Annotated in this window: 23 protein-coding genes and 1 tRNA gene; 15 read left to right on the top strand and 9 right to left on the bottom strand. The window is 44.4% G+C overall.

Annotation, left to right across the window (positions count from 1 at the left end):
* Window positions 1-21 precede the first annotated feature (21 nt).
* A complete protein-coding gene (locus tag DYADSP32_RS17705; RefSeq protein ID WP_149241504.1) occupies window positions 22-339 on the top strand; it encodes a hypothetical protein in 318 nt (105 codons plus the stop codon).
* Here DYADSP32_RS17705 and DYADSP32_RS17700 read toward each other — a convergent pair.
* Both DYADSP32_RS17700 and DYADSP32_RS17695 read right to left on the bottom strand, forming a co-directional pair.
* Window positions 311-685, bottom strand: a complete 375-nt coding sequence (locus DYADSP32_RS17700; RefSeq protein ID WP_149241505.1) for an HNH endonuclease — start codon at window positions 683-685, stop codon at window positions 311-313. The two genes, DYADSP32_RS17705 and DYADSP32_RS17700, sit on opposite strands and share 29 nt — an antisense overlap.
* A gap of 297 nt (window positions 686-982) precedes the next feature.
* Complete coding sequence (locus tag DYADSP32_RS17695; RefSeq protein ID WP_149241506.1) at window positions 983-2,614, bottom strand: GIY-YIG nuclease family protein; 1,632 nt, start codon at window positions 2,612-2,614, stop codon at window positions 983-985.
* A gap of 212 nt (window positions 2,615-2,826) precedes the next feature.
* Between DYADSP32_RS17695 and DYADSP32_RS17690 the strand changes: the two genes are divergently transcribed.
* The gene (locus DYADSP32_RS17690; protein ID WP_149241507.1) at window positions 2,827-3,042 is read left to right on the top strand and encodes a hypothetical protein; all 216 of its coding nucleotides are present in this window, start codon (window positions 2,827-2,829) and stop codon (window positions 3,040-3,042) included.
* A 153-nt stretch (window positions 3,043-3,195) separates the two neighbouring features.
* On the opposite strand, the gene DYADSP32_RS17685 is transcribed toward DYADSP32_RS17690, so the two are convergent.
* From DYADSP32_RS17685 to ubiE, 4 genes are all read right to left on the bottom strand, one after another.
* The gene (locus DYADSP32_RS17685) at window positions 3,196-4,641 is read right to left on the bottom strand and encodes a hypothetical protein (RefSeq protein WP_149241508.1); all 1,446 of its coding nucleotides are present in this window, start codon (window positions 4,639-4,641) and stop codon (window positions 3,196-3,198) included.
* Window positions 4,642-4,857: 216 nt separating this feature from the next.
* Window positions 4,858-4,932, bottom strand: a tRNA-Val gene (locus tag DYADSP32_RS17680).
* 122 nt (window positions 4,933-5,054) lie between these two features.
* The gene (locus DYADSP32_RS17675) at window positions 5,055-5,729 is read right to left on the bottom strand and encodes a porin family protein (protein WP_414618170.1); all 675 of its coding nucleotides are present in this window, start codon (window positions 5,727-5,729) and stop codon (window positions 5,055-5,057) included.
* A gap of 8 nt (window positions 5,730-5,737) precedes the next feature.
* Complete coding sequence (gene ubiE, locus DYADSP32_RS17670) at window positions 5,738-6,460, bottom strand: bifunctional demethylmenaquinone methyltransferase/2-methoxy-6-polyprenyl-1,4-benzoquinol methylase UbiE (RefSeq protein WP_149241510.1); 723 nt, start codon at window positions 6,458-6,460, stop codon at window positions 5,738-5,740.
* Window positions 6,461-6,624: 164 nt separating this feature from the next.
* Here ubiE and DYADSP32_RS17665 point away from each other — a divergent pair, with 164 nt between their 5' ends.
* From DYADSP32_RS17665 to DYADSP32_RS17615, 11 genes are all read left to right on the top strand, one after another.
* A complete protein-coding gene (locus tag DYADSP32_RS17665; protein ID WP_149241511.1) occupies window positions 6,625-7,404 on the top strand; it encodes a hypothetical protein in 780 nt (259 codons plus the stop codon).
* Between the two features lie 25 nt (window positions 7,405-7,429).
* Window positions 7,430-8,005 carry a hypothetical protein gene (locus DYADSP32_RS17660; protein WP_414617875.1) on the top strand — a complete coding sequence of 192 codons (576 nt, stop codon included), beginning with the start codon at window positions 7,430-7,432 and terminating at the stop codon, window positions 8,003-8,005.
* Between the two features lie 285 nt (window positions 8,006-8,290).
* Window positions 8,291-10,402, top strand: coding sequence for a bi-domain-containing oxidoreductase (locus DYADSP32_RS17655; protein ID WP_149241513.1), 2,112 nt, complete (start codon window positions 8,291-8,293; stop codon window positions 10,400-10,402).
* A gap of 3 nt (window positions 10,403-10,405) precedes the next feature.
* The gene (locus tag DYADSP32_RS17650) at window positions 10,406-12,328 is read left to right on the top strand and encodes an alginate lyase family protein (RefSeq protein ID WP_414617874.1); all 1,923 of its coding nucleotides are present in this window, start codon (window positions 10,406-10,408) and stop codon (window positions 12,326-12,328) included.
* Window positions 12,321-13,571: a glycosyltransferase family 4 protein gene (locus DYADSP32_RS17645; protein ID WP_414617873.1), complete on the top strand. Its 1,251-nt coding sequence runs from the start codon at window positions 12,321-12,323 to the stop codon at window positions 13,569-13,571. Before DYADSP32_RS17650 ends, DYADSP32_RS17645 begins: the two co-directional genes overlap by 8 nt.
* Window positions 13,572-13,607: 36 nt before the next feature.
* Window positions 13,608-14,060 carry a methylglyoxal synthase gene (locus DYADSP32_RS17640; protein WP_149241514.1) on the top strand — a complete coding sequence of 151 codons (453 nt, stop codon included), beginning with the start codon at window positions 13,608-13,610 and terminating at the stop codon, window positions 14,058-14,060.
* Window positions 14,061-14,160: 100 nt separating this feature from the next.
* Window positions 14,161-14,769, top strand: a complete 609-nt coding sequence (locus DYADSP32_RS17635) for a thioredoxin family protein (protein WP_149241515.1) — start codon at window positions 14,161-14,163, stop codon at window positions 14,767-14,769.
* Between the two features lie 123 nt (window positions 14,770-14,892).
* On the top strand, window positions 14,893-16,185 hold the full coding sequence (locus tag DYADSP32_RS17630; RefSeq protein ID WP_414617872.1) for a 4Fe-4S binding protein: 1,293 nt from the start codon (window positions 14,893-14,895) through the stop codon (window positions 16,183-16,185).
* A complete protein-coding gene (locus DYADSP32_RS17625; protein ID WP_414617871.1) occupies window positions 16,178-16,714 on the top strand; it encodes an NADH-quinone oxidoreductase subunit J in 537 nt (178 codons plus the stop codon). Before DYADSP32_RS17630 ends, DYADSP32_RS17625 begins: the two co-directional genes overlap by 8 nt.
* Complete coding sequence (gene nuoK / locus DYADSP32_RS17620) at window positions 16,711-17,022, top strand: NADH-quinone oxidoreductase subunit NuoK (protein ID WP_149241516.1); 312 nt, start codon at window positions 16,711-16,713, stop codon at window positions 17,020-17,022. Before DYADSP32_RS17625 ends, nuoK begins: the two co-directional genes overlap by 4 nt.
* A 6-nt stretch (window positions 17,023-17,028) precedes the next feature.
* Window positions 17,029-17,475, top strand: coding sequence for a DMT family transporter (locus tag DYADSP32_RS17615; protein ID WP_149241517.1), 447 nt, complete (start codon window positions 17,029-17,031; stop codon window positions 17,473-17,475).
* Between the two features lie 166 nt (window positions 17,476-17,641).
* Here the strand turns inward: DYADSP32_RS17615 and DYADSP32_RS17610 are convergent, their stop codons facing one another.
* Together DYADSP32_RS17610 and DYADSP32_RS17605 are read right to left on the bottom strand one after the other, a co-directional pair.
* Window positions 17,642-18,112, bottom strand: a complete 471-nt coding sequence (locus DYADSP32_RS17610; RefSeq protein ID WP_149244790.1) for a DUF6265 family protein — start codon at window positions 18,110-18,112, stop codon at window positions 17,642-17,644.
* A 215-nt stretch (window positions 18,113-18,327) separates the two neighbouring features.
* The gene (locus tag DYADSP32_RS17605) at window positions 18,328-20,220 is read right to left on the bottom strand and encodes an amidophosphoribosyltransferase (protein ID WP_149241518.1); all 1,893 of its coding nucleotides are present in this window, start codon (window positions 20,218-20,220) and stop codon (window positions 18,328-18,330) included.
* Window positions 20,221-20,625: 405 nt separating this feature from the next.
* Here DYADSP32_RS17605 and recO point away from each other — a divergent pair, with 405 nt between their 5' ends.
* Both recO and DYADSP32_RS17595 read left to right on the top strand, forming a co-directional pair.
* Window positions 20,626-21,321, top strand: a complete 696-nt coding sequence (recO, locus tag DYADSP32_RS17600) for a DNA repair protein RecO (RefSeq protein ID WP_149241519.1) — start codon at window positions 20,626-20,628, stop codon at window positions 21,319-21,321.
* A gap of 117 nt (window positions 21,322-21,438) precedes the next feature.
* The gene (locus DYADSP32_RS17595) at window positions 21,439-22,143 is read left to right on the top strand and encodes a hypothetical protein (protein ID WP_149241520.1); all 705 of its coding nucleotides are present in this window, start codon (window positions 21,439-21,441) and stop codon (window positions 22,141-22,143) included.
* A gap of 411 nt (window positions 22,144-22,554) precedes the next feature.
* Here DYADSP32_RS17595 and lptB read toward each other — a convergent pair whose 3' ends face one another.
* Window positions 22,555-23,289: an LPS export ABC transporter ATP-binding protein gene (gene lptB / locus DYADSP32_RS17590; protein WP_149241521.1), complete on the bottom strand. Its 735-nt coding sequence runs from the start codon at window positions 23,287-23,289 to the stop codon at window positions 22,555-22,557.
* Window positions 23,290-23,296 lie beyond the last annotated feature (7 nt).

Raw genomic sequence — 23,296 nt, 5'->3', positions numbered from 1 at the left:
AAGTATATATTCGTCCCAACAATGGCGGTAACACTGATACGTAACTGGAAGACTTCATCAAGATCCTGCGCGAAGAAAACATCGGGCCACGGTGGCATGCCTCCCAAAAGTCCGCTTCAACGTTCGAAACGCCAAAGTAGCCATGATGTCCCTGCAGCAAACCCCCATCCTGGACAATTTCGAAAAAGACAAAAAACCGAACGCCGCTCCATCCCTCAGGAGCTAGCCACCCACCTTTCCGATACGGTGGATTACTATTTATGCACGAAATATGGAGCCAGGGCAGGCCGGATGGCCATGGGGAACTCGGTTATTCCGGCTGTGGGTTTTTTTGGGTGAGATCAAGAAAAGGCTCCTTGTGCTCCCTCTCATGACAGTTGACGCATAGTGAAACGAGATCCTCTAAAAATTCTTTATAAAGACGGTCATACGTCAAATGGTGAATCTGTTCTGCTGGTTTTTCTTTGCACCCCTGGCAAAGATTTTTATCTCTTTTCAAAACTTGCACCCTCTTCACCTTCCACTCTTTCGAATCTAAGTATTGTAGATACTTGTAATATGCAGAATTCTGATTGTTGAGCTCTCTGTTTTGTTGAGCCAAATACTTACTCTCATCGCTACGTGCTTTTATCCATAAATCAAATAACACGTTTGAAAATTCGCGTTCACATCTGTCGCCAAACATGGAGGATTTTAACGGTTTTGATCTGTTAAGAGAACCAAAGCAATTAACACATTGATAGTAAAGCCTGGGAGATAATTGGTATTTGTGATCCTGAGCTACGATTAAGGTTGGCTTACGACAGCAATCTTCAATCCTTTCAAAAGCCCGATATCCACAAATGCAGCACATGAAAGTGTCATGATATACGTAATTTTGCTCATGAACCATACTATGTTTTTGACACTTATAACATTTCATGGGCAGTAACGAAGAAGGTGTCTAAATCTCACAAAAAGCAGTTTTCGCCTGTAAGTACTACTATTGATTTATTTCATCAATTACTTCCATGATTACTTTAATAGCCTTATCATATTCAATGTTGAAAAATTCTCGCCTTGGGTCAACTCGATATTGGTTAAGCCTAATGTGAATTTCCTTTTCAGCTGTAACACAGTTCTTCACATTCCATTCTTGGGATTTGTAGAATTTATCTGGAACACTTGTTTTGGAAAGTTGATTTGCTCTGTCGTCAACTTCATTTCTAGTTAAGCCAATTTTAAAAATATTTTTTGTCATGGTTGGGTTTCGCATGATATAAATAAAACCGGCATTTTCACCAATAAATAAATCCGCAGCTTTCTCAACAATCAGATCTTTCTCTTTGGCTTCAAACCAACTTAAATTTTGATGTACCCAGGTTCTCCCGTGAATAGTATTACCTTTTTTATCTTGGCCAATTTCTTCAAGATCTAGATTTTTCCAGTATCCACTTGTCTGAATTTTAAATAAGTCATCCCTAAGCTTTATAGTGTCAGGGGAAAAAATGTTGCTTTTATCAATTGAATATAACGATTTTGTAGAACCTTTAGCGCCAAATGTGTCCTTGTACTTCCTTTTGGTTAGTGGGCTGCTATAATGCTTTTTAAACTCGGTATCTAAAACCTCCTCTACGATAGACTCCTCGTGTAAGTTGAAAAAATAAGGGAGATATAACGAAAATTTCATCAATTCTACAATTGCACCAAAATTATCTACCTCTTTACGGCTTAGTTCAAACGCTTCTTTCATCGAATCGGAGTAAAATTCTCCTTTGTTGTTAACAAAGCTATCGATCTCATCTGTGACCACTCGGAAACTCAAATTACTCTCTTCTGCGATATACCTTGCATCGATGGTCGATGTATCTAGGTCAATTCTCCCAGCAACTAGCACTCTGATATATTTTTTGTCAGGGTCTAAGTATTCGAATTCATTTCCCTCATTTTTTAATCTTTCTTTCATTTCCTCAACCAGGGCACGTTTGTTTGGATTGTCTGTGGAAAATTCAAACTCAATTTCGTTTTCTGAGGAATCTGTCGTTTCTCTCTTCCCCGTTGTCATTAAAATTGTTACTTCGTTGTCTCTTCTCAGAATAGAAACCCCTGCTACGATGAACTCATCACCATCTTCTGTTTTGAAGGTAATCTCATCAAGATCTTTCCCAACATTAAAATTGTAGATAATGTCTGAGGTTAGATTTTCTTCAATTAGATTTTTGTTGTCGGCAAAATCGTTCGAGGTCACAAAGTCGATGAATTCGAAAAATGAAATCAAGTAGTTTTCTTCTTCAATAAGCTCGAAGTACATTTCCGGTTTCACGTAATTGAAGAATGCTTCCAAGATGTTGAACATGACGGGCATACTTCTTAGACCATGGTTCCATGCCCTCGAATTGAATTCTTTGAGAAAGTGCCTAAGCGATTTTTCCGTGACTAAACCACAATGAGACAAATATTGGGCCTCTAATGAATTTATTACTTTCTCCCTACTTTTTTTTACAAATTCGTTAAACCTAGGATCGTTCTTTTCTATTCGTTTTAGATTCTCAACTGCCGTCAAATATTCTTTTGTTCCAACGGGTGGTATTGCATTAGTGAAAATTTCTTTTCGTCTTTCTGAATTGCTTTTCATAATTGTATAACGGCTGATTCGAAACGGGCTGATATAGAAGGTAGTATATTTTGTTGAAATTCAAGGTGTACTTTCGCTATTACATTCGGCCGTGCGCCGATGTATCTTTTGAAAATTTGTGTAGCAACACAGTATTTGGTCAAATGGCAATTTTCCGCCCTTTCTCCACTCAGCCACTCCCCCTAATTTCGTGACAATAATCGTCACGAACAATGCCATTAACTAATTCCATCAAACGCGAAGCCACCCTATTCGATTTCTTCAAGGAATTCGAAGCCGATGGATCTCCACGTGTTGTCAGCTTCCGATATTACAAAACCAACGGCACCCCAGGTAAAAAGCTGAACTTTTCCGGCTCATACGAAATGGTAACCATGGGCTATGCAGGCCCCGTGGTAGGCACAAGCCAGGGAGGAAACCGACAGTGAGCCACTATTTCGTCAACATGACCTAGCTGAGTTAGCAGAGCCTGTCGTTGATAAGCAGTGCTTTGAGAACTATTTCCTCCAATTTTGTCATTGTTTAAGTTCCCTGAGCTTTGATTGAATGTTTTTTCTATTGTTGAGCAATTATCAGGCGACTTACTTGAAGAAAAAAGCAAAAGCGTAAGCGACATGGAAAAGGCCAACAAAATACATAAAGTAGATATATGCCATTCCTCCGCCATTACGATAATTAACAGCTTCATGTTTAAGTTTGAGGCCGAAATACAGTACGGCCGTTAAAAAGAATGAATATGACCATCTATCTGATGCTTTGTCAAGCCGTACTTCGAAAAGTGTGTCGTTTTTCAACTGGGGAACATTGACAAAATTGCCACCAAGATCGCCGTCGAAATAGATGTGGGTAACAATGTGCCTAATTTTCAGAAAGTTGATACACCAAAACAGCAAAAAGAAAAAGGGCATCCAGAAAACCACAATGATCCATTCAGAATATCCGAAATTCCACCAGATACTCTGTGTGAAGTTCATTATTTTCCCCCAATGACTCCATTGATCAATGTTATCAAGTTTACGATATATGATATCCCACTTGCCGTAGTCATAGGTCATACCCTGTTTTTTGCAACTTTCCCTTACCTCGCCAAGTATTTTCAAGCGTTGGTATGGCGTTGTTTTTTCACCAAATTCGATCTCAAACTTATCATAAGGAATAATAAATTTCGATGCATCTAGTCTATAGTAACCAGACTCTGAGCTCGCTTCAAATCTAAGCTTGCATTTAGCAGGCGATCTGATCGCGTCGTTTCCGGATATACGACATGTCCGCAGATCTAACGGCTCTTTCCATTGCAAATTTCGAAAATTCGAAAAGACAAGGTATTCTGGAAGCAAACAAAAGGTGAGATCTGGAGGTGTTTCGAGATGAAGTTGATGGAACGTTAAAGTGTCACCGCGAAAGCTACATCCTTCCAAGTCTATTAGCGAGGTACTGTTTTTTACAGGAGAAGTACCGTAAAAAATTGCATCGCCGCAAAAATTGTTGCCAGACAAACTCAAATCATCATTTACGATAGCAGCATAAAATTGCCCTCCAATTTGACATTGGGAAAAACTCAATTTTGTTTTTGCAGTATCGCTTTGGCTCAGGTTCAAGCCTCCCAAAAAATCAGTTAAGTAGAAGTTATTTCCTAATCCCTCTAATCGTTTCTTATTCTCCCAGTTTATTGTAACCAATCCGGCAAAGCTTGAAACTGCAATCGCTATTGTTCCGTGTACGTTGAAATCAACAGTGCTTTTACTAGTTCCGTTTCCGAATAGTATTGGCCCATACGTATTTAGCTGAACTGGCATTCCGTAGTTCATCATGCCAACGTTTCGGTTGATTTTTATCTCCCCGCTGGAAATAGTATCCCAATCTGTGATTGACTCTAAATCCATCCCAACGGTGCTCTTGCTACAAGCTTCTTTGTAATAGGGCTGTCTCTTTTCATCACAGGAGAAACCAATGTATGCCAATGACATAAACAATATGTACTTGGCAGCAGCAAGAAAAAACTGTTTTGAATGTGATGTTAGGGCCATTTTCTCAACTTTTATAATCTCACTTCGCCGGTGCATCCTCCACAATCCGCATCACCTTCCATATCTTCCTGATATCCCACAGTGCGCCTGAACTCTTACTATGTGAGTTCAATACCAACGATTTCTACCCATCTAAGCTCAGAAATTCGCGAGCCAAAATCAATTACCCCAAAACCAAAAAACGCCTCCAACTTACGTTGAAAGCGTTTTTTCTTGTGGGAGTTGAGGGATTCGAACCCCCGACCCTCTGCTTGTAAGGCAGATGCTCTGAACCAACTGAGCTAAACTCCCATGTTTTTGGCGACCGTTGTCGTCGTTTGGGAGTGCAAATATGCACGACTGTTTTTAATTCCGCAAATGTTTTTTGAAAAAAAATTGAAAAAATTTATAAGGTGCTGAATATCAATATTGTTCTATTCGAAATTTAAATACAGGGTAACGGTGTGGGTCGTTAACCGATTAATACCCGTTCCCAAAGAATTTTTGTTGGGGACAAATACATTCGGAAGTCCATGAGAAAAGCGCAACTCAGGGGTGAATTTGAAGTACTCAAAAAACTGTTCGTAGCCAACACCGTAGTCAATGGAGAAGTCGGACGTTTTCGTATCGAGCCTGCCGGATGAAGCTGCACCCCGGTTTCTTTTCACATTAGTCTCTATGCCCAGGGTCACGCCGGCTATCATGTACATCCGTGAATTTACCCGGCGCTCCGACTTGTATTTGAGCAGCAAAGGAATTTCTATCCAGGTGGACTCCCTCCTTTCCATTTTGGTAACACCTCCTGCGTAGCGGTATTTCACCTGCCGGTCATAAAGGGAAACGGACGGCGTGGTGCGAAGGTCAAACCGGTCGTTGAGGTATGCATTGATCGTAAAGCCCATGCGGAAGGCACCCTGGTTCGGCGATTCGATGACAAAGGCGGAATCCTTATTGACGAAATCTGCGTTGTGGCTCACGTTATACCGGGTGAAGGGCACGGCAAAAAGTATACCGTAGTGAATGGGTTTGTCGTCGTAATGTTCCAGATGCTTGCGGCGATAACCAATGCTCTGTGCACAGGCTTCGTGAACCGAAACCGCGAGAAGCATAAAGATAATTACTTGTGCCCGATGTAAATGGAACAAATCCCGAAGGTAAGTGGTATGCATTTAGTGTTTTTAAAACCTGCTTTGTTATAAATTTCAAGGAAAGCCTCGCCATCCGGGAACGCCTGGACGGATTCGGGCAAATAGGTGTACGCTGAGCTATCCTTCGAGATCGTTTTACCGATCAGGGGTAAAATGTATTTAAAGTAACCGTTGTACAGCTGTTTGAACGGAAAACTTCGTGGTTTTGAAAACTCTACCACCACACAGGTTCCGTTGGGTTTCATCACGCGGTTCATCTCAGTCAACCCGGCCAGTAAATTCTGGAAGTTACGTACTCCAAACGAAACGATAACGGCGTCGAAATAATTGTCCTCAAAAGTTAAACTTTCGGAATCGCCGGTCTGTAATGTGATGATATTTTGCTTTCCTATTTTAGCGATTTTTTCGCGTCCCACGGCGAGCATACCCTCCGAAATGTCCACACCGACTATTTTGTCCGGCTTAAGCGACAGTGCTTCTATGGCAAAATCGCCGGTGCCGGTGGCTATATCCAATATTACTTTGGGCTGTTGCTTACGCAGGAGCTTCACGGCACGCTTACGCCAATATATGTCCACGCCGCCGCTCAGTACATGATTGAGCAGATCATATTTAGGTGAAATATTGTCGAACATTTCGGCCACCTGTTCTCTCTTACTCCCATCCTTGTCCTTGTAGGGTACTACGCTCATGCCTGAATCAGATCAATTGAAATAAGGTGCAAAACTAACGGTTACGAATGTCTGGAAGGTGAGAACATGCAAAAAAATTGTAACCCAATGATTTAAGATACAAAAAGTACAACTTATTAGCCGATATTTTTATATTTGTCGGGTAGTCACTTCATCAATCAGACATGTTTTATAAAGATTTACTTCGCGGTATCTTTATTTTCCTGTTATCCTTACCCGCTCACGGTCAGGGAGGTAAGCCTTCGGCACGTAAAAACACTGCTTTTCACAAGGAAATTTCGCATTATGCCCTATCGGCCCATACCGGACTTACACAATTTTATGGTGAGCTGAACAGCCAGCACATGAGGAGCATGGCGGGGCTGGCTTTAAGCAGGTCGCTCAATCGTAAACTGGACCTTCGCCTCGAATATTCTTTCGGCAAACTGGGCGGCGAAAAGAGGGAATTTTTTAACTCCTATTTTGTTAACGAGTACAACACGGTGGAACTTTTGGCAAAATGGAATCTGACAGAACAGTTCAGGGGGCGTGAAAAGGGAGATTGTGATTTCAGCATCTATGGAGGCGTTGGTCTGATGGTTTTCAGTTCCAATGCATTTGACCTGGATACCGATCAGCTTGTAAGATACACCAACAGCAGCCTGAGCGCCAGAAATCCACTTTTTCTGCGATGGGGGCCACCGAGCGGGCCCATGGGCATCGCCAAAACCCGGGAAGGGATATTGCCCGTAGGCATGTGCCTGGACTATGAATTGATGGAAAGATGGCTGTTAGGACTTGATTTTCGCTTCTATTGGATCCGGACCGATAAAGCAGACGCCACCTCGGGGCAACGGTTGATCAATCCGGAAGAAGCAGAATCGTACAGTGATACGCCGAATGATAAGTTCAGCCTGCTTTCTGTCTCCATTACGCACAGGCTGGGCAAACGCCCCCGCCGGTAAATTATAAAAACTAAAACCCACTATTTTGACAACCATCACATACCGCCTTTACCCAACACTTCTCAACGTTTTTGACCGTTATCACAAGGGCTATATGGATGATACGGAGCTGATCAACCGAATTAATCGGGTTCCGGTACCCAAAACCCTTGCCCAGGTAAAAGGTGCATCTTTCGAAGAAGCAGTGATCAAGGGAACCGGCGAAGAGGCGTTCGATCCTGAAATCCTTCAAAAAGTAAGGATGTTGCTACCACGTCCGATGATCAAAACCCAGGTGTATTGTGAATATCAACTGGACAAGGTTTTGCTGTACGGGTATGTGGATGTGATTGGAAAACTGCTGGCTGTGGATATCAAAACGACGTCGGCTTACCGGCCCGGCTGCTTTGCCCGGAGTCATCAGAACTTTTACCTACCCGCATTGCGCTCAAAAGGCATCAGGACGTTGCGGTATGTGATAACCGATTTTAAAGCAGTATTTCAGGAAGATTATGATCAATCGGTTGACTTTTCTTTTCAGGAGGCTCAGATCAGGCTTTTTTGTGAATTTTTAGAAGCCAACAGAAGTCGGATTACCGATGCAAGAATTTTTAGTGCATAATGATCCAACATTAATTTCTATATTTTTTTATATTGCATCGGGCATGTGGACGGCTTTCCTTGGCCAAACGCATTTCTCTTACTCAACCACGGACAACTTTCAACTCTACGGAAGTCAAAAAGTGTGTAAATGTGCTTCACAAGCTGCGCATTCAGGCTTTTGAAATAATAATAGTCCCTTCGGCGACAGATCTCAACCTGTGAAAAGTTTTGGATATTTATTCCGGGGAATTCCGGCGTGAATAATCTATGCGATTGAAACTATACACATTCTATAATCATAAAAATGAGACAGATAATCCAGAACCTGGGTAACGGGCAAACTACCCTGGTGAATGTTCCGGATCCTGCGATCCAACCGGGTTATGTGCTGATCAAAACGCGGAAATCGCTGGTGTCAGCGGGTACAGAACGAATGCTGGTTGAGTTTGGAAAGGCCAGTTTTGTTAAAAAAGCACTTCTTCAGCCCGAGCGGGTGGGCATGCTGATTGATAAAATCAGGGCTGACGGCTGGTGGCCGGCGATCAAAGGGGTGAGGAGCAAACTGGATACACCCATTGCGCTGGGGTATTGCAATGTTGGCATGGTGATGGCGGTTGGGGCCGATGTGACCCAATTCCGTATCGGGGACAGGGTCGTGAGCAACGGTCCACATGCGGAAGTGGTAAGTGTCCCAAAAAATCTGGTAGCGAAGATACCGGACAACGTCTCGGATGATGAAGCCGTTTTTACAGTGCCCGCGGCCATTGCTTTACATGGAATACGTCTGGTAAATCCTGCCTTGGGTGAGACCGTCGTGGTATTGGGAATGGGACTGATCGGTCTGCTGGCTGCTGAATTACTTAGGATAAGTGGCTGTCGGGTGATTGGTATCGACCTGGATGACCACAGATTGGAGATGGCGGCTACCAAAAATATCATCACGTACAATGCGAATTCCGGTGCAGCCGACCGGTTTGTATACGCGATGACTGACGGGCTTGGGGCAGATGCTGTGGTGATAACGGCTTCCTCAAAAAGCAACGACATTATTTCTCAGGCTTTTAACATGGCCAGAAGGCGGGGCAGAGTTGTCCTGATTGGCGACGTGGGATTGAATATGGCGCGTGCTGACCTTCATGAAAAGGAATTGACTTTTCAGGTCTCCTGTTCGTATGGTGCGGGACGTTATGACCGAAGTTATGAGGAGAAGGGAATTGACTACCCGATTGCACAGGTGCGCTGGACGGCCAACCGGAATTTTAAAGCGATACTTCAACAGCTTTCTACACACGCGCTGGATGTGAAGCATATCGCTACCCGCTATTTGCCGTTGGAGGATTTTGGTGAGGTGTATCGCAACATGAGCAAGACTACGGCCGTTGCCACGATTTTTACTTATCCGAATCAGATTGAGCACATCCGGAATGTAGTTCACCAAAGCGGGTACACGAAAGCGGGAAAGGGTGTGATCGGTATCATTGGCGCCGGTAATTTTACCAAAAACACAGTGCTTCCCATACTTAAAAACAATCGTATCAAATACATTGCCAGTGCCAGCGGATTATCAGGAACATTGCTTGCCACAAAATACAATATTGCAATTAGTACTTCGGATTATCAGGATATTTTGGCAGATAGTGAGGTGGATTTGGTTATGATCACCACAAGGCACGATCTGCATGCAAGCCTGGCCATGGAGGCATTAAAGAGAGGTAAACATGTCTTTGTTGAAAAACCGCTGGCAATTCATGAGAGCGAGCTGACCGAGCTGGTTACAACCTGTACGGATTCCAGGTTAACCCAGGGCTCCATTACCGTAGGATTTAACCGGCGGTTTTCACCCTTTGCACAAAAAATGAAGGCGCTGCTGGGTGATCATTTAATGCATGTCACGATTTCGATCAATGCAGGCCTTGTTCCTGCCGATTCCTGGCTAATAGACCGGCACGTAGGGGGCGGTCGCATTCTGGGCGAAGGCTGTCATTTTGTGGATTTGGCATGCTACCTTACCGGTAGCAAAATATCATCCGTATGTGCCAGTGCCATGGAGAATGAATCGAATGATACCGCCGAAAACGTTAGCATGTTATTGCATTGTGAAAATGGCTCCTCCGCTGCCATCCATTATTTTTCCAATGGGCATAAGGCCTATGCCAAGGAGCGAGTGGAGGTTTGCTCATTGGGACGCACATTGATCCTGGATAATTTCCAGACCCTGACGGGTTACGGCTTCCGCAATTTTTCCAGTCTTCGATTGTCTCAGGATAAAGGGCATAAGGCACTTTTCGGACAGCTTCTGGAGAGGATGAAAACAGGTGGCGCGCCGATTATTCCTTTTGACGAACTCGTGAACAGTACCAGGGCGACGCTTGCGGTATTGGAAAGCTTGAAACTGGGCGGCTGGATAAAATTATAATATGTGGGTGCTAACGAAATGGGTTTGATGAAGATACTTTCTTTCGTTCAACTGGCTCGGGATATGGGCGTGCGGTATGTGCTGTTCCGTTTTTGGTATGAAATTCAGCGAAAGTCGGGTCTGTTGAAGCGGCGCTTTCCGGTTAATCAGCCCATGCTGGATTTTGTTTCAAAGGAACAATGGATTTCAGATTCGCCCCGGTTTTTCTTTGACATCGAAAAACCAGATCAGATCAATGGAGACTTTTCAGTTTTGAAAAAACGCGTAGAAGCTTTGAAAGAAAATAAGCTTTACTGTTTTCATTCGACCTGGTTGCCTACCGCCGCATGGCATGTGAATCCCATGAACGGCTATGCGTATGATTTACGGGCACATTGGACCCATATTTCTGACATTTCGACGGTAGCCGGCGATATCAAGTATGTGTGGGAACAATCCCGATTTGCTTTTCTATACGATCTGGTCCGCTACGATTTTCATTTTAAGGAAGACCAGTCGGAGCTGGTTTTATCCAAAATAGAAAGCTGGATCCATGGCAACCCTGTCAACTGTGGGCCAAACTGGATCTGCAGCCAGGAGATAGCACTTCGCGTGTTGAACTGGACTTTTGCCCTTCACTATTATAAGAAGTCTGCGAATCTTACCGAACCCCGGCTCCATACCATCCTGAACAGCATCTATCGTCAGATGCAGCACGTGGCGGAAAATATTGAATTTTCCAGAATTGCCGTCCGGAATAATCATGCCCTTACAGAAACCCTGAGTTTGTATCTGATCGGACTTTTGTTCCCCTTCTTTCCGGAAAGCGCACAGTGGAAAGGGAAGGGTAAAAAGTGGTTCGAGGAGGAAATAGCCTATCAGATTGACGATGAGGGTGCCTATCTTCAATTTTCGATGAACTACCATCGGGTGGTGGTGCAGCTCCTGACCTGGGCCATACGGCTTGTTGAGCTCAATGGAGAGAAATGGGAGCCGATTGTTTACGAACGTGCAAGAAAATCCATTTTTTTTCTCACCAGCTTTCAGGATGGGCATACAGGGTGGCTGCCTCATTACGGGAATAATGATGGAGCGCTGTTTTTTCCGCTGACCGATTGCCATTACCGGGATTTTCGGCCCCAACTGTATGCGCTTTCGACTTTGCTGGAAGGTGATTTGTACTATGGAGCGGGAATATGGCAGGAAGAAGCTTATTGGATTGGAAAGGTTTTTGGTAACGTAGAATCAAAAGGGATGGTTGTTAATCACACTCCCCAAGTCACAGCTTTCCCCAAGTCAGGCTATCTGGTCATTCGCGATCGTCAGACAGTCACTTTTCTACGATGCGGAAAATACCAGACCAGGCCGTTTCAGGCCGATCATTTACATCTGGATATTTGGGCGGATGGGGAAAACATCCTGCACGACGCTGGAACCTATTTATACAACACGGAGAAGAATTGGACAGACTATTTTTCGGGCACTGCCGCGCACAATACTGTAATGCTGGGCGACTATGATCAAATGCGAAAGGGACCGGGATTTATCTGGTTCGACTGGATTAAGAAAAGCCAGGCGTCTTATGAGGTTGAAGCCGATGCCGTGATCCTTGAAGCAGAATTTGAAGGATTTCGCCGTGCGGGAAAGGGGATTGTTCACCAAAGGAAGGTTACCAAGATACCTGGGCAACTGCACTGGACCATCGAAGACTGGATCAGGCAGGCACCTGTACAGTTGCCAATGCATCAGATCTGGCACCCCGGACATACTTTTTCGGAACGATTTGTGATTCAAGCTTTCGGGTCGGATGGAGCCGAGATTTTCCCCCAACATACAGCAGGTTGGTATGCAGAAAGCTATGGCGTAAAGGTGCCGGTAGGCCGTCCGGTGTTTTCTTCTTCAGGCAGATATATCAAAACAGTTATAAAACCAAAAGGGTATGCGTAAGCAATTGCATATTTTGCTTGTTCATCAATATTTCCTGGAAGATGGTGAGGGAGGTGGCTCCCGCTGGAATGAAATGAGCCGCCTGTGGATTGAAGAAGGAAACGATGTTACGGTGCTGGCCGGTACCCGCCACTACATGAGTGGCCACCCCACAAAAACGAAGGGATTTTCTGGATCGAACAAAAACAAACATGGCGTCAGTGTCATCCGCTGTTTTGCCTCCGACCCTTTCAAAGCAGGCATTTTGGGCCGGATTCTGGCTTATTTTTCATTTACTTTTTCAAGCATCTGGGCAGGGTTATTTCATGCACGAGAAAAATATGATGTTATTATTGTCACCTCACCGCCCTTGCTGGTGGGCATAACCGGGCTGGTGCTTTCTTGGGTGAAAGGTGTTCCGTTGGTATTGGAGGTAAGAGATCTATGGCCGGAATCTGCCATACAAATGGGAAAGCTCAGCAATCCATTACTTATTTGGGGCTCCTTCTGGCTTGAAAACTATTTGTACCAAAAAGCAGAGATGGTTGCTGTGCTCACCCCCGCCTTCCAACAAATTCTGATGGATGAAAATAATGTTGACCCACAAAAAATCATCCTGATTAGCAATGGGGCCGACTTTAAATATGCCGATGAAGTCATGGCAAAGCTGGATATTTCGGCCTTTCGAAAGCAGAATAATTTAGAGAACAAATTCCTGATTGTGTACGTAGGAGCACATGGCGAAGCCAATCAGCTAATTCAGATATTGGAAACAGCGGAAATTTTAAAAGAAACAAATGTCTGGTTTTTGCTGATCGGTGACGGTGCTGAGAAACAGCGACTGATCAATGCAGCAACAGAACGAAAACTGACCAACGTACAATTCATGAAAAGTATCCCAAAGTCGGAAGTGATGAAATACGTTGTGGCGGCGGATATGGGCGCATCTGTGTTGAAAGATCTGGACATCTTTAAAACGGTTTATTCCAATAAAACCTTTGACTATTTTTCCTGTAAAACTCCGGTGCTGATGGTTATAGACGGAATATCACGACAACTGATTGAAAAAATTGATGCCGGAATTTTTGTTCAGCCGGAGAAACCGCATGATTTTGCAGCCAAAATATTGTTTTGTATGGATAACCAGCACCTGCTTCGCAGGCAAGGAGAAAAGGGTTATATTTATGCAAAAACGCACTTTGACCGGGTAATTCTGGCGAAAAAATTTCTCCACCACCTCGCTCAAATTGCAAGTAAACAGTAAAAGTCAGGTAGGCGGTTTTAACCAAATCACAACGACATGTCAAATTTTCGAAATATTCCGGTGAAAAAACGGATAGCACTTGTGGCCCACGACAACAGAAAAACTGAACTGGCTGATTGGGCATACATGAACCGCGAATTATTGTCCCAAAATGAACTCTATGGCACCGGCACAACCGGAAAGCTGATGGAGGAAACCCTGGGCCAGCCGGTTATCAGGCTGCTTAGTGGCCCCCTGGGAGGCGATCAGCAGGTGGGTTCCATGATTGCGGAAGAGCGAATCGATCTTTTGATTTTCTTCTGGGATCCCATGTCTGCCCAACCGCATGATCCGGATGTTAAAGCCCTCTTGCGGCTTTGCGTAGTGTGGAATATCCCTGTTGCGTCCAACCGCGCCACTGCGGACTTTATATTTACCTCCCCTTTGATGAGCCATGATTATATCGCTACCCAAATCGATTATGATCATTATTTGAATAGAAAACTGTGAACAGAAAGTGAAGTGAGTTGGTTAGGTAACAGAAGTCAGGAAATTTTTAATGAACCAGGCGACAAGTAAACCACGGGCTGTTTGTCGGCAGAACATCTTTATGAAATCCATTGCGTATTTGTTTGAAAACGGAATTGTCAGGAATATGTATACTTACCCGGAATACATGTTGTTGATGGAACAGGTAGTTGCGGAAGGGAAAACAACAGGGCCACAGCAGTCCGAAGAATTGAGTTACTACACAAAGCTCAATCTGCATCGGATGCAGCGGCTTAATAAAACCGTTGAACTGACGCCTGCGCTTCGAGAGGCTGTCGGAAAAATTAAGGTTCGGCAAACCTGGTTTATCTTAACGGAGGCATGGTGTGGTGATGCCGCACAGATTATCCCCGTGCTTGCCACCGCTGCTAAGGCAAACAGTTTGATCGAAATGAAGTTTTTATTGCGGGATGAGAACCACGACCTGATGAATCTGTATCTGACCAACGGAGGTAGGTCGATACCCAAACTCATAAGTGTCGACAGCCAGTATCATGAATTGTTCAATTACGGGCCTCGTCCGGCCGGTGCTCAAAAACTTTTGGCAGAATACAAGGCAAATCCTGAAAAGACATACAAAGCGTTTTCAGAAGATATTCAGCGCTGGTATCTTGCCGATAAAACGCAGTCGATTCAGAACGAACTGACAGCGTTATTAGAAGGGTTTTAATCGAAAGGCTCATTTTTATTTAGTTTGCTCTATCTTTGTGATGGGTTTTGTAGAGGAAAGCAAAAGAGGCAGGCTTCTCAAAAAGTAGCAATATTTTAAAGATTCAGATCAGCACCAACCGCGTTGTCGACATACTTCAAAAACATATCGGAAGGAATCAGTACCACGGTCAAAGGTATGCGCCTCACGCTACGCCATTTGTGGCAGGCGCGTAACCGGCGCAAAAATACGGATATCCGCTCTGGCAATTTTTATGATTTGCAGGATGGAATGGTTACCATCCAATATCCACACGAAACAATCGCTATTCCCGACAACGGTCGTTATCGTCTTCACAATGAGATGGACGACTGTATTGTATGCGATAAGTGTGTAAAAGTGTGCCCCGTGGATTGCATTGAGATAGATCCTATTCGGGCCATTGAAGAAGTGGGTAGGGCGTCGGATGGTTCCCCAATCCGGCTCTATGCTGCCAGGTTCGATATTGACATGGCTAAATGTTGCTACTGCGGGCTATGCACCACGGTTTGCCCTACGGAATGTCTTACCATGACCAAGACATTCGATTATAGCGAGCTGGATGTGCGTGATATGGTTTACAACTATTCCAATCTGACGCCGGATGAAGCGGATGAAAAGCGTCGGTTGCTGGAACAGTTCCAAAAAGAGAAGGAGGCCCTGAAAGCTGCCGCTCCCAAGCCGATTACTGCCTCCGAACCCACGCCTTCCACCAGCAGGCCTGTTTTTAAGCCATCCATCAAACCCAGGATTGAAGAGGCGGAGCCGACAGAAAATTCCACATCGGAGATCGTACCTAAAAAGGCATTTGTGCCGAAACGGCCCGTAGTAACGCCTGCTGAACCTGTAGCAGAAAATAATTTACCGGATAACGAGGTAAAGACTGAACCGGTAAAGTTGCCTTTCCGTCCGACGATAAAGCCAAAAGTAGCACCGGCCGAAGCGCCTGCTGCATCAGAAATTACATCTGAGCCAGTTGTACCCAAGCCGGCGTTCCGTCCGACGATGAAACCGAAGGCAGAATCTGCCGAGGCGCATGCCATGTCGGAAGCTGCTACTCCTGAACCAGCTACGGCGAAGCCAGCTTTCCGCCCAACGATGAAGCCTAAGGTAGCACCCACTGAGGCGTCAGCTGCATCAGAAGTTACGCCTGAACCAGCAGCTCCCAAGCCAGCTTTCCGCCCAACGATGAAGCCTAAGGTAGCACCCACTGAGGCGTCAGCTGCATCAGAAGTCACGCCTGAACCAGCTGTTCCCAAGCCAGCTTTCCGCCCGACGATGAAGCCGAAGGAAGCACCTATTGAGGCGCCAGCTGCATCAGAAATTGCACCTGAGCCAGTTGCACCCAAGCCATCTTTCCGTCCGACGATGAAACCTAAACCAAAGAAGGATGAATAATTTCAGTTTGGAAGCCTTTTCGTTTTATGGATTTTCCATAGTGGCTGTGGTTTCGGCTTTGTTTATTTTGTTTTCTAAAAATCTCATCTATGCTGCGTTTGCATTGTTTTTAGCTTTTCTTGGCATGGCTGCCTTATATGTTTTGGCCGGAGCCGATTTTTTGGCTGTTACCCAAATCATGGTCTATGTTGGAGGAGTTCTGGTACTGCTTATTTTTGGAATCATGCTTACGCAAAAGGCAAACAAAGGTGCGGCTTCATCGAGCCCGAATAAAGTTTTGGTTTTAATGAAGCGGGAATTCTGGGGTTTTTTAATCGGAATTTCCGTATTTGGCTTTCTGAGTTATATTATATTGTCTGCAAATTTTGTAATGAACGGAGCAATAAACAGCAGCAAGTCTACTGTGAAAACCATTGGCGTAGAATTAATGACCAGCCATTTACTGCCGTTCGAAATTGTCGCCATCTTATTGCTTGTAGCATTGGTGGGTGCAGCGTATCTGGCACTTAATCGAAATCCCGCACGATGACATCCATTCCCTTGCAGTATTTCCTTTTGGTCGCAGCTGCACTTTTCAGCACAGGGCTCGCAATTGCCATTACCAAGCGCCATTTTATCGGTATCCTGCTGGGAATCGAACTCATGCTGAACGCAGTTAATTTGAATTTGGTAGCATTTAGCAGGCATGATCCCGAACGGCTGAGCGGACAGCTCTTTGCCATCTTTATTATTGTGGTGGCAGCTGCCGAAGTGACCGTTGCGCTTGCCATCATACTTCGGGTATATGGGCACTTTGGATCCGTGGATCCGGATGACATCAGTGAGATGAACAAATAGTTCTATATGAATTGGATCTTTCTTTTTTTTGCATTCCTGATTGGGATCAGTAATGCGGTGCAATCGGGAGTCAATGCACAATTACGCGAATCGCTCAATAATCCAATCCTTGCCGCACTCACCTCTTTTGTGGTAGGTTTGGTGGTTTTAGGGATTGCTTTCCTTTGCTTCAATCAACATCCCGTTCCTGGCATTGGTGATTTCAAACAAGTACCCTGGACCCGTTACCTGGGAGGAGCCATGGGTGCCTTTTACGTGCTGACTGTGATTTTCATTATTCGCGAAGTGGGGCCTGCCAACATGATCTGCGTCATTATAGCCGGACAAATGATTGCTGCTATGACCATTGATCATTTTGGTTTTCAGGGGTTTGCCGTTCATCAGATCACCTGGCCACGAGTTGCCGGAGCCGTATTGTTGATCGCTGGAGTGTACCTGATTTTGAAAAATTGAGCGGCCGATGGGTAGGGCAGCGAAATTTGTACCGTTTTGGGCTTACAACAATAGGTAATTGTATTCCGGTGCATTGGTAATAAAAAAGGAGCGAATATCCGTTGCCGTTTGGTTAGCAATCGATATTCACTCCTTCCTATTTGGGGACAAATGGAAATTTCAGGTATTATGGAATGCGCTTAAACACAAACAAATCCACAAAGGCCCACTTCCCGTCTTCCATCTTTCCACGCTGTATCACCAGCTGGTTTTGTGTACGAAGCTCATAGATAATCCGCACAGACACATCGTCCTTTTCAAACAATGCCTGGTTTTTCTTTGCTTCAATAAACAGGTAACGGTCCCGCACATCTTTTTCTTCCAAAGAGATCATGCCCGGTTTGAAATGTTTGATCAATGCCACAGGTCCTTTATCGGTTTGCTCAAAGGCGAATATTTCGTAAAGAGCAGGCTGATCGTTTTTGATCATTCTGATAAAACCTACGATATTGTTTCCCGCGGGAGCCGTCCAGGATGCCTCGATTGGCCCGCCATTGTAAGTGCCCAGCCAGCGTCCATCCAGAAAGCTGATATCATTTAAAGTACCTGTTTTCGCTGCCTGGCCTAACGCAGTGTAGCCGCTGCCTGCGCCAATCATCAGGCATATCAGCAGGATTTTAAGTTTCATCATCTTGTTGAATTGAGTCATTGGAATTTAGGTTTATGAACGGGCAAGTTAATTGAAATGTATGATTATGTCTCATCTTTTTTGAACAAATGCCATCAGGGGTTCCACCTCCGACCGGGCATCTGAACACAGCGCGCACAAAAAAACCAGCCCATGTAAAGGCTGGTTTTTTTACTTATTGTATATCAGTACGCTCTCTCGAGCTTGCCTTCATGAGAATTTGCAAAAGCTTTATTTACCACTTTGTTTCCACCGAGTGTAGGGTAGTTGCCGGTAAAGTACCAGTCGCCTAAGTGTTGCGGACAAGCTTTATGCAGGTTTTCAACAGTCTGGAATACCACAGACAGATCCGCATTTAAGTCCTTCGGACGTATAATCTCCGCTATTTTGTCAGATATCTCCTTGTCGGTAAAAGGATCGTAAAGCGCCTTCACGTAATTGGTGTGATATGGATTTTTTGTAGCGATGGAAGTTACAGACTGGGTGTAAACATCTTCGAGCAGGTAGTCCAGATCACGTTCTTCAAGCAACTTAAGTACTGCACGGAAGGCGACAAAGTCTTTCATACGCGACATGTCAATACCGTAGCAGTCGGGGAAGCGGATTTGCGGTGCCGAGGATGCCACAATTATTTTTTTCGGCTGCAAGCGATCAAGCATTGTTAAAATGCTCTTTTCGAGTGTCGTTCCCCTAACAATGGAGTCGTCTATGATCACCACCGTATCAATGCCTTTACGAACAACCTCAAAAGTGGTATCGTAAACACTGGATACCATGTCGTCCCGAAGTGCGTCAGCGGTAATAAATGTTCGAGATTTGACATCTTTGGTGACCAGTTTTTCGATTCGGGGACGGAAAGACAGCACCCGTTCCAGATCGGATTCGAACAGAATCCCTTCCATAATCGCCTGCTTACGCTTTTTGGCAAGGTATTCTTCCAATCCTTCGATCATGCCCAAAAAGGCAGTTTCTGCCGTATTAGGGATGTAGGAGAAAATGGTATTTTCAAGATCGTAATTGATCTCTTTAAGTATTTGTGGTATCAGAAGTTTACCCAGTTGCTTGCGCTCATAGTAAATGTCGGGATCTGTTCCTCGGGAAAAATAGATGCGCTCAAAGCTGCAGGATCTTTTTTCCAATGGCTTCAGGATAGGGAATTCGTTATACTCACCATTTTTGTCGACGATCAGCGCAGAGCCCGGTGTAATTTCCTGTATCTGATCGTAGCTTACATTAAATGCAGCTTTGATGGCCTGCTTTTCCGAAGCAACGACAACTACTTCATCGTCTGCATAGTAAAAAGCCGGGCGAATCCCTGCCGGATCCCTGATTACAAAGGAAGCGCCGTAGCCCGTAAGCCCGCACATGGCGTAACCTCCGTCAAAATCACGACAAGATCTGTAAAGCAACCGCTGCAGATCAATATTCTCTTCTATAACGTCAGACAGCGTAGGATTTTCGTAAATCCCCTTGAATCGTTCGAACACCCGCTGGTTTTCTTCATCCAGGAAATGTCCAATTTTTTCCATCACTGTTACCGTATCCACTTTCTCTTTCGGATGCTGTCCCAACGAAACCAGTTTCCCGAAAAGTTCATCCACATTGGTCATGTTGAAGTTCCCGGCCATGACCAGATTACGACTTCTCCAGTTACTTTGGCGCAACATGGGGTGGCAGTTCTCCACTTCATTGGTTCCATGTGTTCCGTAACGCAGGTGACCAAGCCAAACTTCACCCGTGAAGGCAAGATTCTCCTGTAGCCATTTGGCATCGGATGCCTTGTCCCTGTTGTTTTTCAGGCCTTTCCTGAATTTCTTGTGAATTTTTTCAAATATGTCCGTAAGTGGCTGAGGTTCTACGGATCGGTATCGGCTGATATATCTTTTACCAGGTGGGACATCAATTTTAATGTTAGCCACCCCGGCACCATCCTGGCCCCTGTTGACCTGTTTTTCCATCATCACAGACAACTTGTGCACGGCATAAAGTGGCGTACCGTATTTGTCTATATAATATTGGTAGGGTTTTCTAAGACGGATAAGTGCTATTCCGCATTCATGCTTTATGGCGTCGCTCATAAGAAGACTAATGCTTTAGAAATATGTTTGTTTGCTGGCTGCAAATCGTATTCCTTTTGATAAAGTGTTAACGAACATGTACTATGTTTTAGTTCGCTCGGGCATTACAAAGGTACAAATCCTTTTACTTAAAAAATTACAATTCCCCTTGAATTTAACAGGTAATCTGTTGGTCCGATATATTCTCTTGATTAAAAAAAATCCAACACATCCTTCAAACAGGCAAATATAAATTCGAAAATGATATTCATCAAGGAGTGCGGGGCCTGGATGTGGGAAAAGCGTGTCGATGGCATTTTATTCTACAATCAATAAAACTTCTGCCCTCGTAAGCAGGTCATTTGGGGGCAGCTGAAAAGATACACTGATTAAATCCGTAAATTTGGTTCTAATCAATTGCGAAAGATGTTACATAAAACACAGGGCATAGCATTAGGTTATATACGTTATAGGGAAACTTCTATCATAGCGAAAGTGTACACGAAGGTTTTTGGTATACAAAGCTACATTGTTAATGGCGTGAGAAGCAGCACGTCCAAAACCAACAAAATTGCCCTGTTTCAGCCATTGACGCTTCTTGACATGGTCGTTTATCATCAAAAAAAAGACGATACCGTGCATAGAATTTCGGAAATGAAATGTTACGCTCCGTTTCAAAGTCTCCCGTACGATGTTGCCAAATCAAGTCTGGCCTTGTTCGTAACCGAAATTTTGGGGAAAACATTGCGCGAGGAGGAAACCAATGAGGCGTTGTTTGAATTTTTGGAACAGTCGGTGCTATATCTGGATGGAGCCGAGAGGGATTTTGAAAATTTCCACATTCAGTTTCTCATGCAGCTGGCTTCTTTTCTTGGGTTTGGGATTGAAGCCATTGAAGATCTGAACAACGAGCTCAGGCAACATCATTATCCGCAAGTTGCCGATCCGGTGGAGGAGCAGGTGATTGTTAATTTATTGTCTGGGGGCTACGGGCAGATGGTGTCAATGGATCGGATCCGGCGCGTGGGTATACTTGAAAAACTGCTTTTTTTTTATAAAATTCATATGGATTCATTGGGTGAAATAAGGTCTCTGGATGTTTTGAAAGAGGTTTTACGCTAATCCCGCTTCCCTTATGATATTTGTAAGACTTGCTCCAGTCCATTTAGGGGGCTTCTGTGATTCGGAGGTATTGGCATAATTTTGATATTTACGGAAACAAATCAAAAATCATTTATCATGAAACTGAACGTGTTACTCTTTCTTCTCATTTGCACTTCTTTCTCAATGGCTCAGGTACCAAAGGGTGCCTGGAAATCGCAGGAACCTACCGGTAGTACTTCCATGATGATCGTTGCGGACAATTACCTTGCCATTGCTTCCTATAGTTTACTGAATAAATACTTTGAGAGAAGTGAAGGGGGCGCTTTTACCATGTCGGGCGATAAAATGACCTATACCCCTGAATTCAATACTTCCGATACGGCCAAAATCGGGATCCCGGTTGTTTTCACGGTTACAAAAAAGGATGATGTGCTTACCCTGCGTTCGGAGGAAGCAATGGTTTGGATGCTGGTCGATGATGCTGAAAATCGTCCAATGGCCGGGGCATGGCACATCACAGAACGTGCTCAGAACGGAGATGGCCCGCTGGTGAAGATACATCAGAGTGGGACAAGAAAAACAATAAAAATTTTATCCGGTACCCGGTTTCAGTGGTTTGCTATTGACCCTGCTGTGAAAGGATTTTATGCAACGGGAGGCGGTACTTACACTGCAGCTGACGGGAAGTACACAGAAAACATCCAGTTTTTTTCAAAAGATAACAATCGCGTTGGCGCCAGCTTGAAATTTGACTGGAAGCTGGATGGAGGTCGCTGGGATCATAGCGGAAAAAGCAGCGAGGGGAAGCCTATACATGAGATATGGGAAAAGGTTTTATAGGTACAATAGACTTTTTGACCTTTATGTTTATCGTACAGGATAGGCAGTATAAGCCGAGCTATTTAGATTTGTTCAAAATAAAAGTGGCAGTTTTCTTGGAACGATTCTAAATTGATGTTAAGTTTGTCACGTTAAACACACAGCGATTTATTTATGAGTGCTTTTATTTGCGGCGAAGCTGACACATTTTCTGAGCAAGGATCTTCCTGGGTGAGATCAATCGCCGATGCACAGGAATGTGTGTTTAAAAAATGTTGTAAGAGTTATAAAACGAAGGGCAAGCGCTGTAAAAAGTGCCCGAAAAAATAAACGGGCCAGGAGCGCCCTAGGAGGATTTTCTAATACAGTTCATGGTGAATAATTGTAAGAGAGGGAATGCCATAGAGCGTTCCCTTTTCTATTATTGGCCATTTAAACGAACTTTCTTTTAAGTTCGAAGTTCTGCCCCAGGTAAACCCTGCGAACCACCTCATCTTCTGCCAGTTCCTCGGCTGTACCCTGTTTTAATATTTTCCCCTCAAATAACAGGTAGGCTCTGTCTGTAATCGATAGCGTTTCGTTTACGTTGTGATCCGTAATGAGAATGCCAATATTTTTATGCTTTAACCGGGCTACGATACTCTGAATGTCCTCAACGGCAATGGGATCCACACCTGCAAAAGGCTCATCCAGCAAAATGAATTTTGGGTCGACAGCCAGTGCGCGTGCAATTTCGGTCCTTCGTCTTTCTCCGCCCGACAGCACCATCCCTTTACTTTTGCGTACATGTTGCAAATGAAACTCTTCAAGAAGCTCTTCCACTTTCTGTTTTTGATCACTTTTTGACAGGTCAGTCATTTCCAGTACGGCTTTGATATTTTCTTCAACGGTAAGAGAACGAAAAACCGAGGCTTCCTGAGCAAGATAGCCAAGTCCCAGCCGCGCCCGCTTGTACATGGGCAGGCTGGTGATGTCCCTGTCGTCCAGGAAAACCTTGCCGCTGTTGGGTTTTACCAAGCCCACAGCCATATAAAAGGAGGTTGTTTTGCCGGCTCCGTTGGGGCCGAGTAATCCTACAATTTCTCCCTGCTCCACCTGGTAGCTAACATTGTCGTTCACGAGCCGGGCTCCGTATTTTTTTACCAGGTTTTCAGTTCTAAGTAACATTTTTCTA

Origin of the sequence: Dyadobacter sp. 32 (assembly GCF_902506755.1) — a bacterium.
In the GTDB taxonomy this organism is placed as follows: domain Bacteria; phylum Bacteroidota; class Bacteroidia; order Cytophagales; family Spirosomataceae; genus Dyadobacter.
This window is presented reverse-complemented; position numbering and strand designations above follow the sequence as displayed.

Bases quoted from the DNA above. Each gene is read 5' to 3' on its own strand.
- nuoK (WP_149241516.1), top strand. From the start codon at position 16,711: ATGACATCCATTCCCTTGCAGTATTTCCTTTTGGTCGCAGCTGCACTT.
- DYADSP32_RS17665 (WP_149241511.1), top strand. From the start codon at position 6,625: ATGTTTTATAAAGATTTACTTCGCGGTATCTTTATTTTCCTGTTATCC.
- lptB (WP_149241521.1), bottom strand. From the start codon at position 23,289: ATGTTACTTAGAACTGAAAACCTGGTAAAAAAATACGGAGCCCGGCTC.
- DYADSP32_RS17610 (WP_149244790.1), bottom strand. From the start codon at position 18,112: ATGATTGGCGCAGGCAGCGGCTACACTGCGTTAGGCCAGGCAGCGAAA.
- DYADSP32_RS17635 (WP_149241515.1), top strand. From the start codon at position 14,161: ATGAAATCCATTGCGTATTTGTTTGAAAACGGAATTGTCAGGAATATG.
- DYADSP32_RS17645 (WP_414617873.1), top strand. From the start codon at position 12,321: ATGCGTAAGCAATTGCATATTTTGCTTGTTCATCAATATTTCCTGGAA.
- DYADSP32_RS17625 (WP_414617871.1), top strand. From the start codon at position 16,178: ATGAATAATTTCAGTTTGGAAGCCTTTTCGTTTTATGGATTTTCCATA.
- DYADSP32_RS17605 (WP_149241518.1), bottom strand. From the start codon at position 20,220: ATGAGCGACGCCATAAAGCATGAATGCGGAATAGCACTTATCCGTCTT.
- DYADSP32_RS17615 (WP_149241517.1), top strand. From the start codon at position 17,029: ATGAATTGGATCTTTCTTTTTTTTGCATTCCTGATTGGGATCAGTAAT.
- ubiE (WP_149241510.1), bottom strand. From the start codon at position 6,460: ATGAGCGTAGTACCCTACAAGGACAAGGATGGGAGTAAGAGAGAACAG.
- DYADSP32_RS17595 (WP_149241520.1), top strand. From the start codon at position 21,439: ATGAAACTGAACGTGTTACTCTTTCTTCTCATTTGCACTTCTTTCTCA.
- DYADSP32_RS17705 (WP_149241504.1), top strand. From the start codon at position 22: ATGGCGGTAACACTGATACGTAACTGGAAGACTTCATCAAGATCCTGC.
- DYADSP32_RS17675 (WP_414618170.1), bottom strand. From the start codon at position 5,729: ATGCTTCTCGCGGTTTCGGTTCACGAAGCCTGTGCACAGAGCATTGGT.
- DYADSP32_RS17640 (WP_149241514.1), top strand. From the start codon at position 13,608: ATGTCAAATTTTCGAAATATTCCGGTGAAAAAACGGATAGCACTTGTG.
- DYADSP32_RS17700 (WP_149241505.1), bottom strand. From the start codon at position 685: ATGTTTGGCGACAGATGTGAACGCGAATTTTCAAACGTGTTATTTGAT.
- DYADSP32_RS17695 (WP_149241506.1), bottom strand. From the start codon at position 2,614: ATGAAAAGCAATTCAGAAAGACGAAAAGAAATTTTCACTAATGCAATA.
- recO (WP_149241519.1), top strand. From the start codon at position 20,626: ATGTTACATAAAACACAGGGCATAGCATTAGGTTATATACGTTATAGG.
- DYADSP32_RS17655 (WP_149241513.1), top strand. From the start codon at position 8,291: ATGAGACAGATAATCCAGAACCTGGGTAACGGGCAAACTACCCTGGTG.
- DYADSP32_RS17690 (WP_149241507.1), top strand. From the start codon at position 2,827: ATGCCATTAACTAATTCCATCAAACGCGAAGCCACCCTATTCGATTTC.
- DYADSP32_RS17685 (WP_149241508.1), bottom strand. From the start codon at position 4,641: ATGGCCCTAACATCACATTCAAAACAGTTTTTTCTTGCTGCTGCCAAG.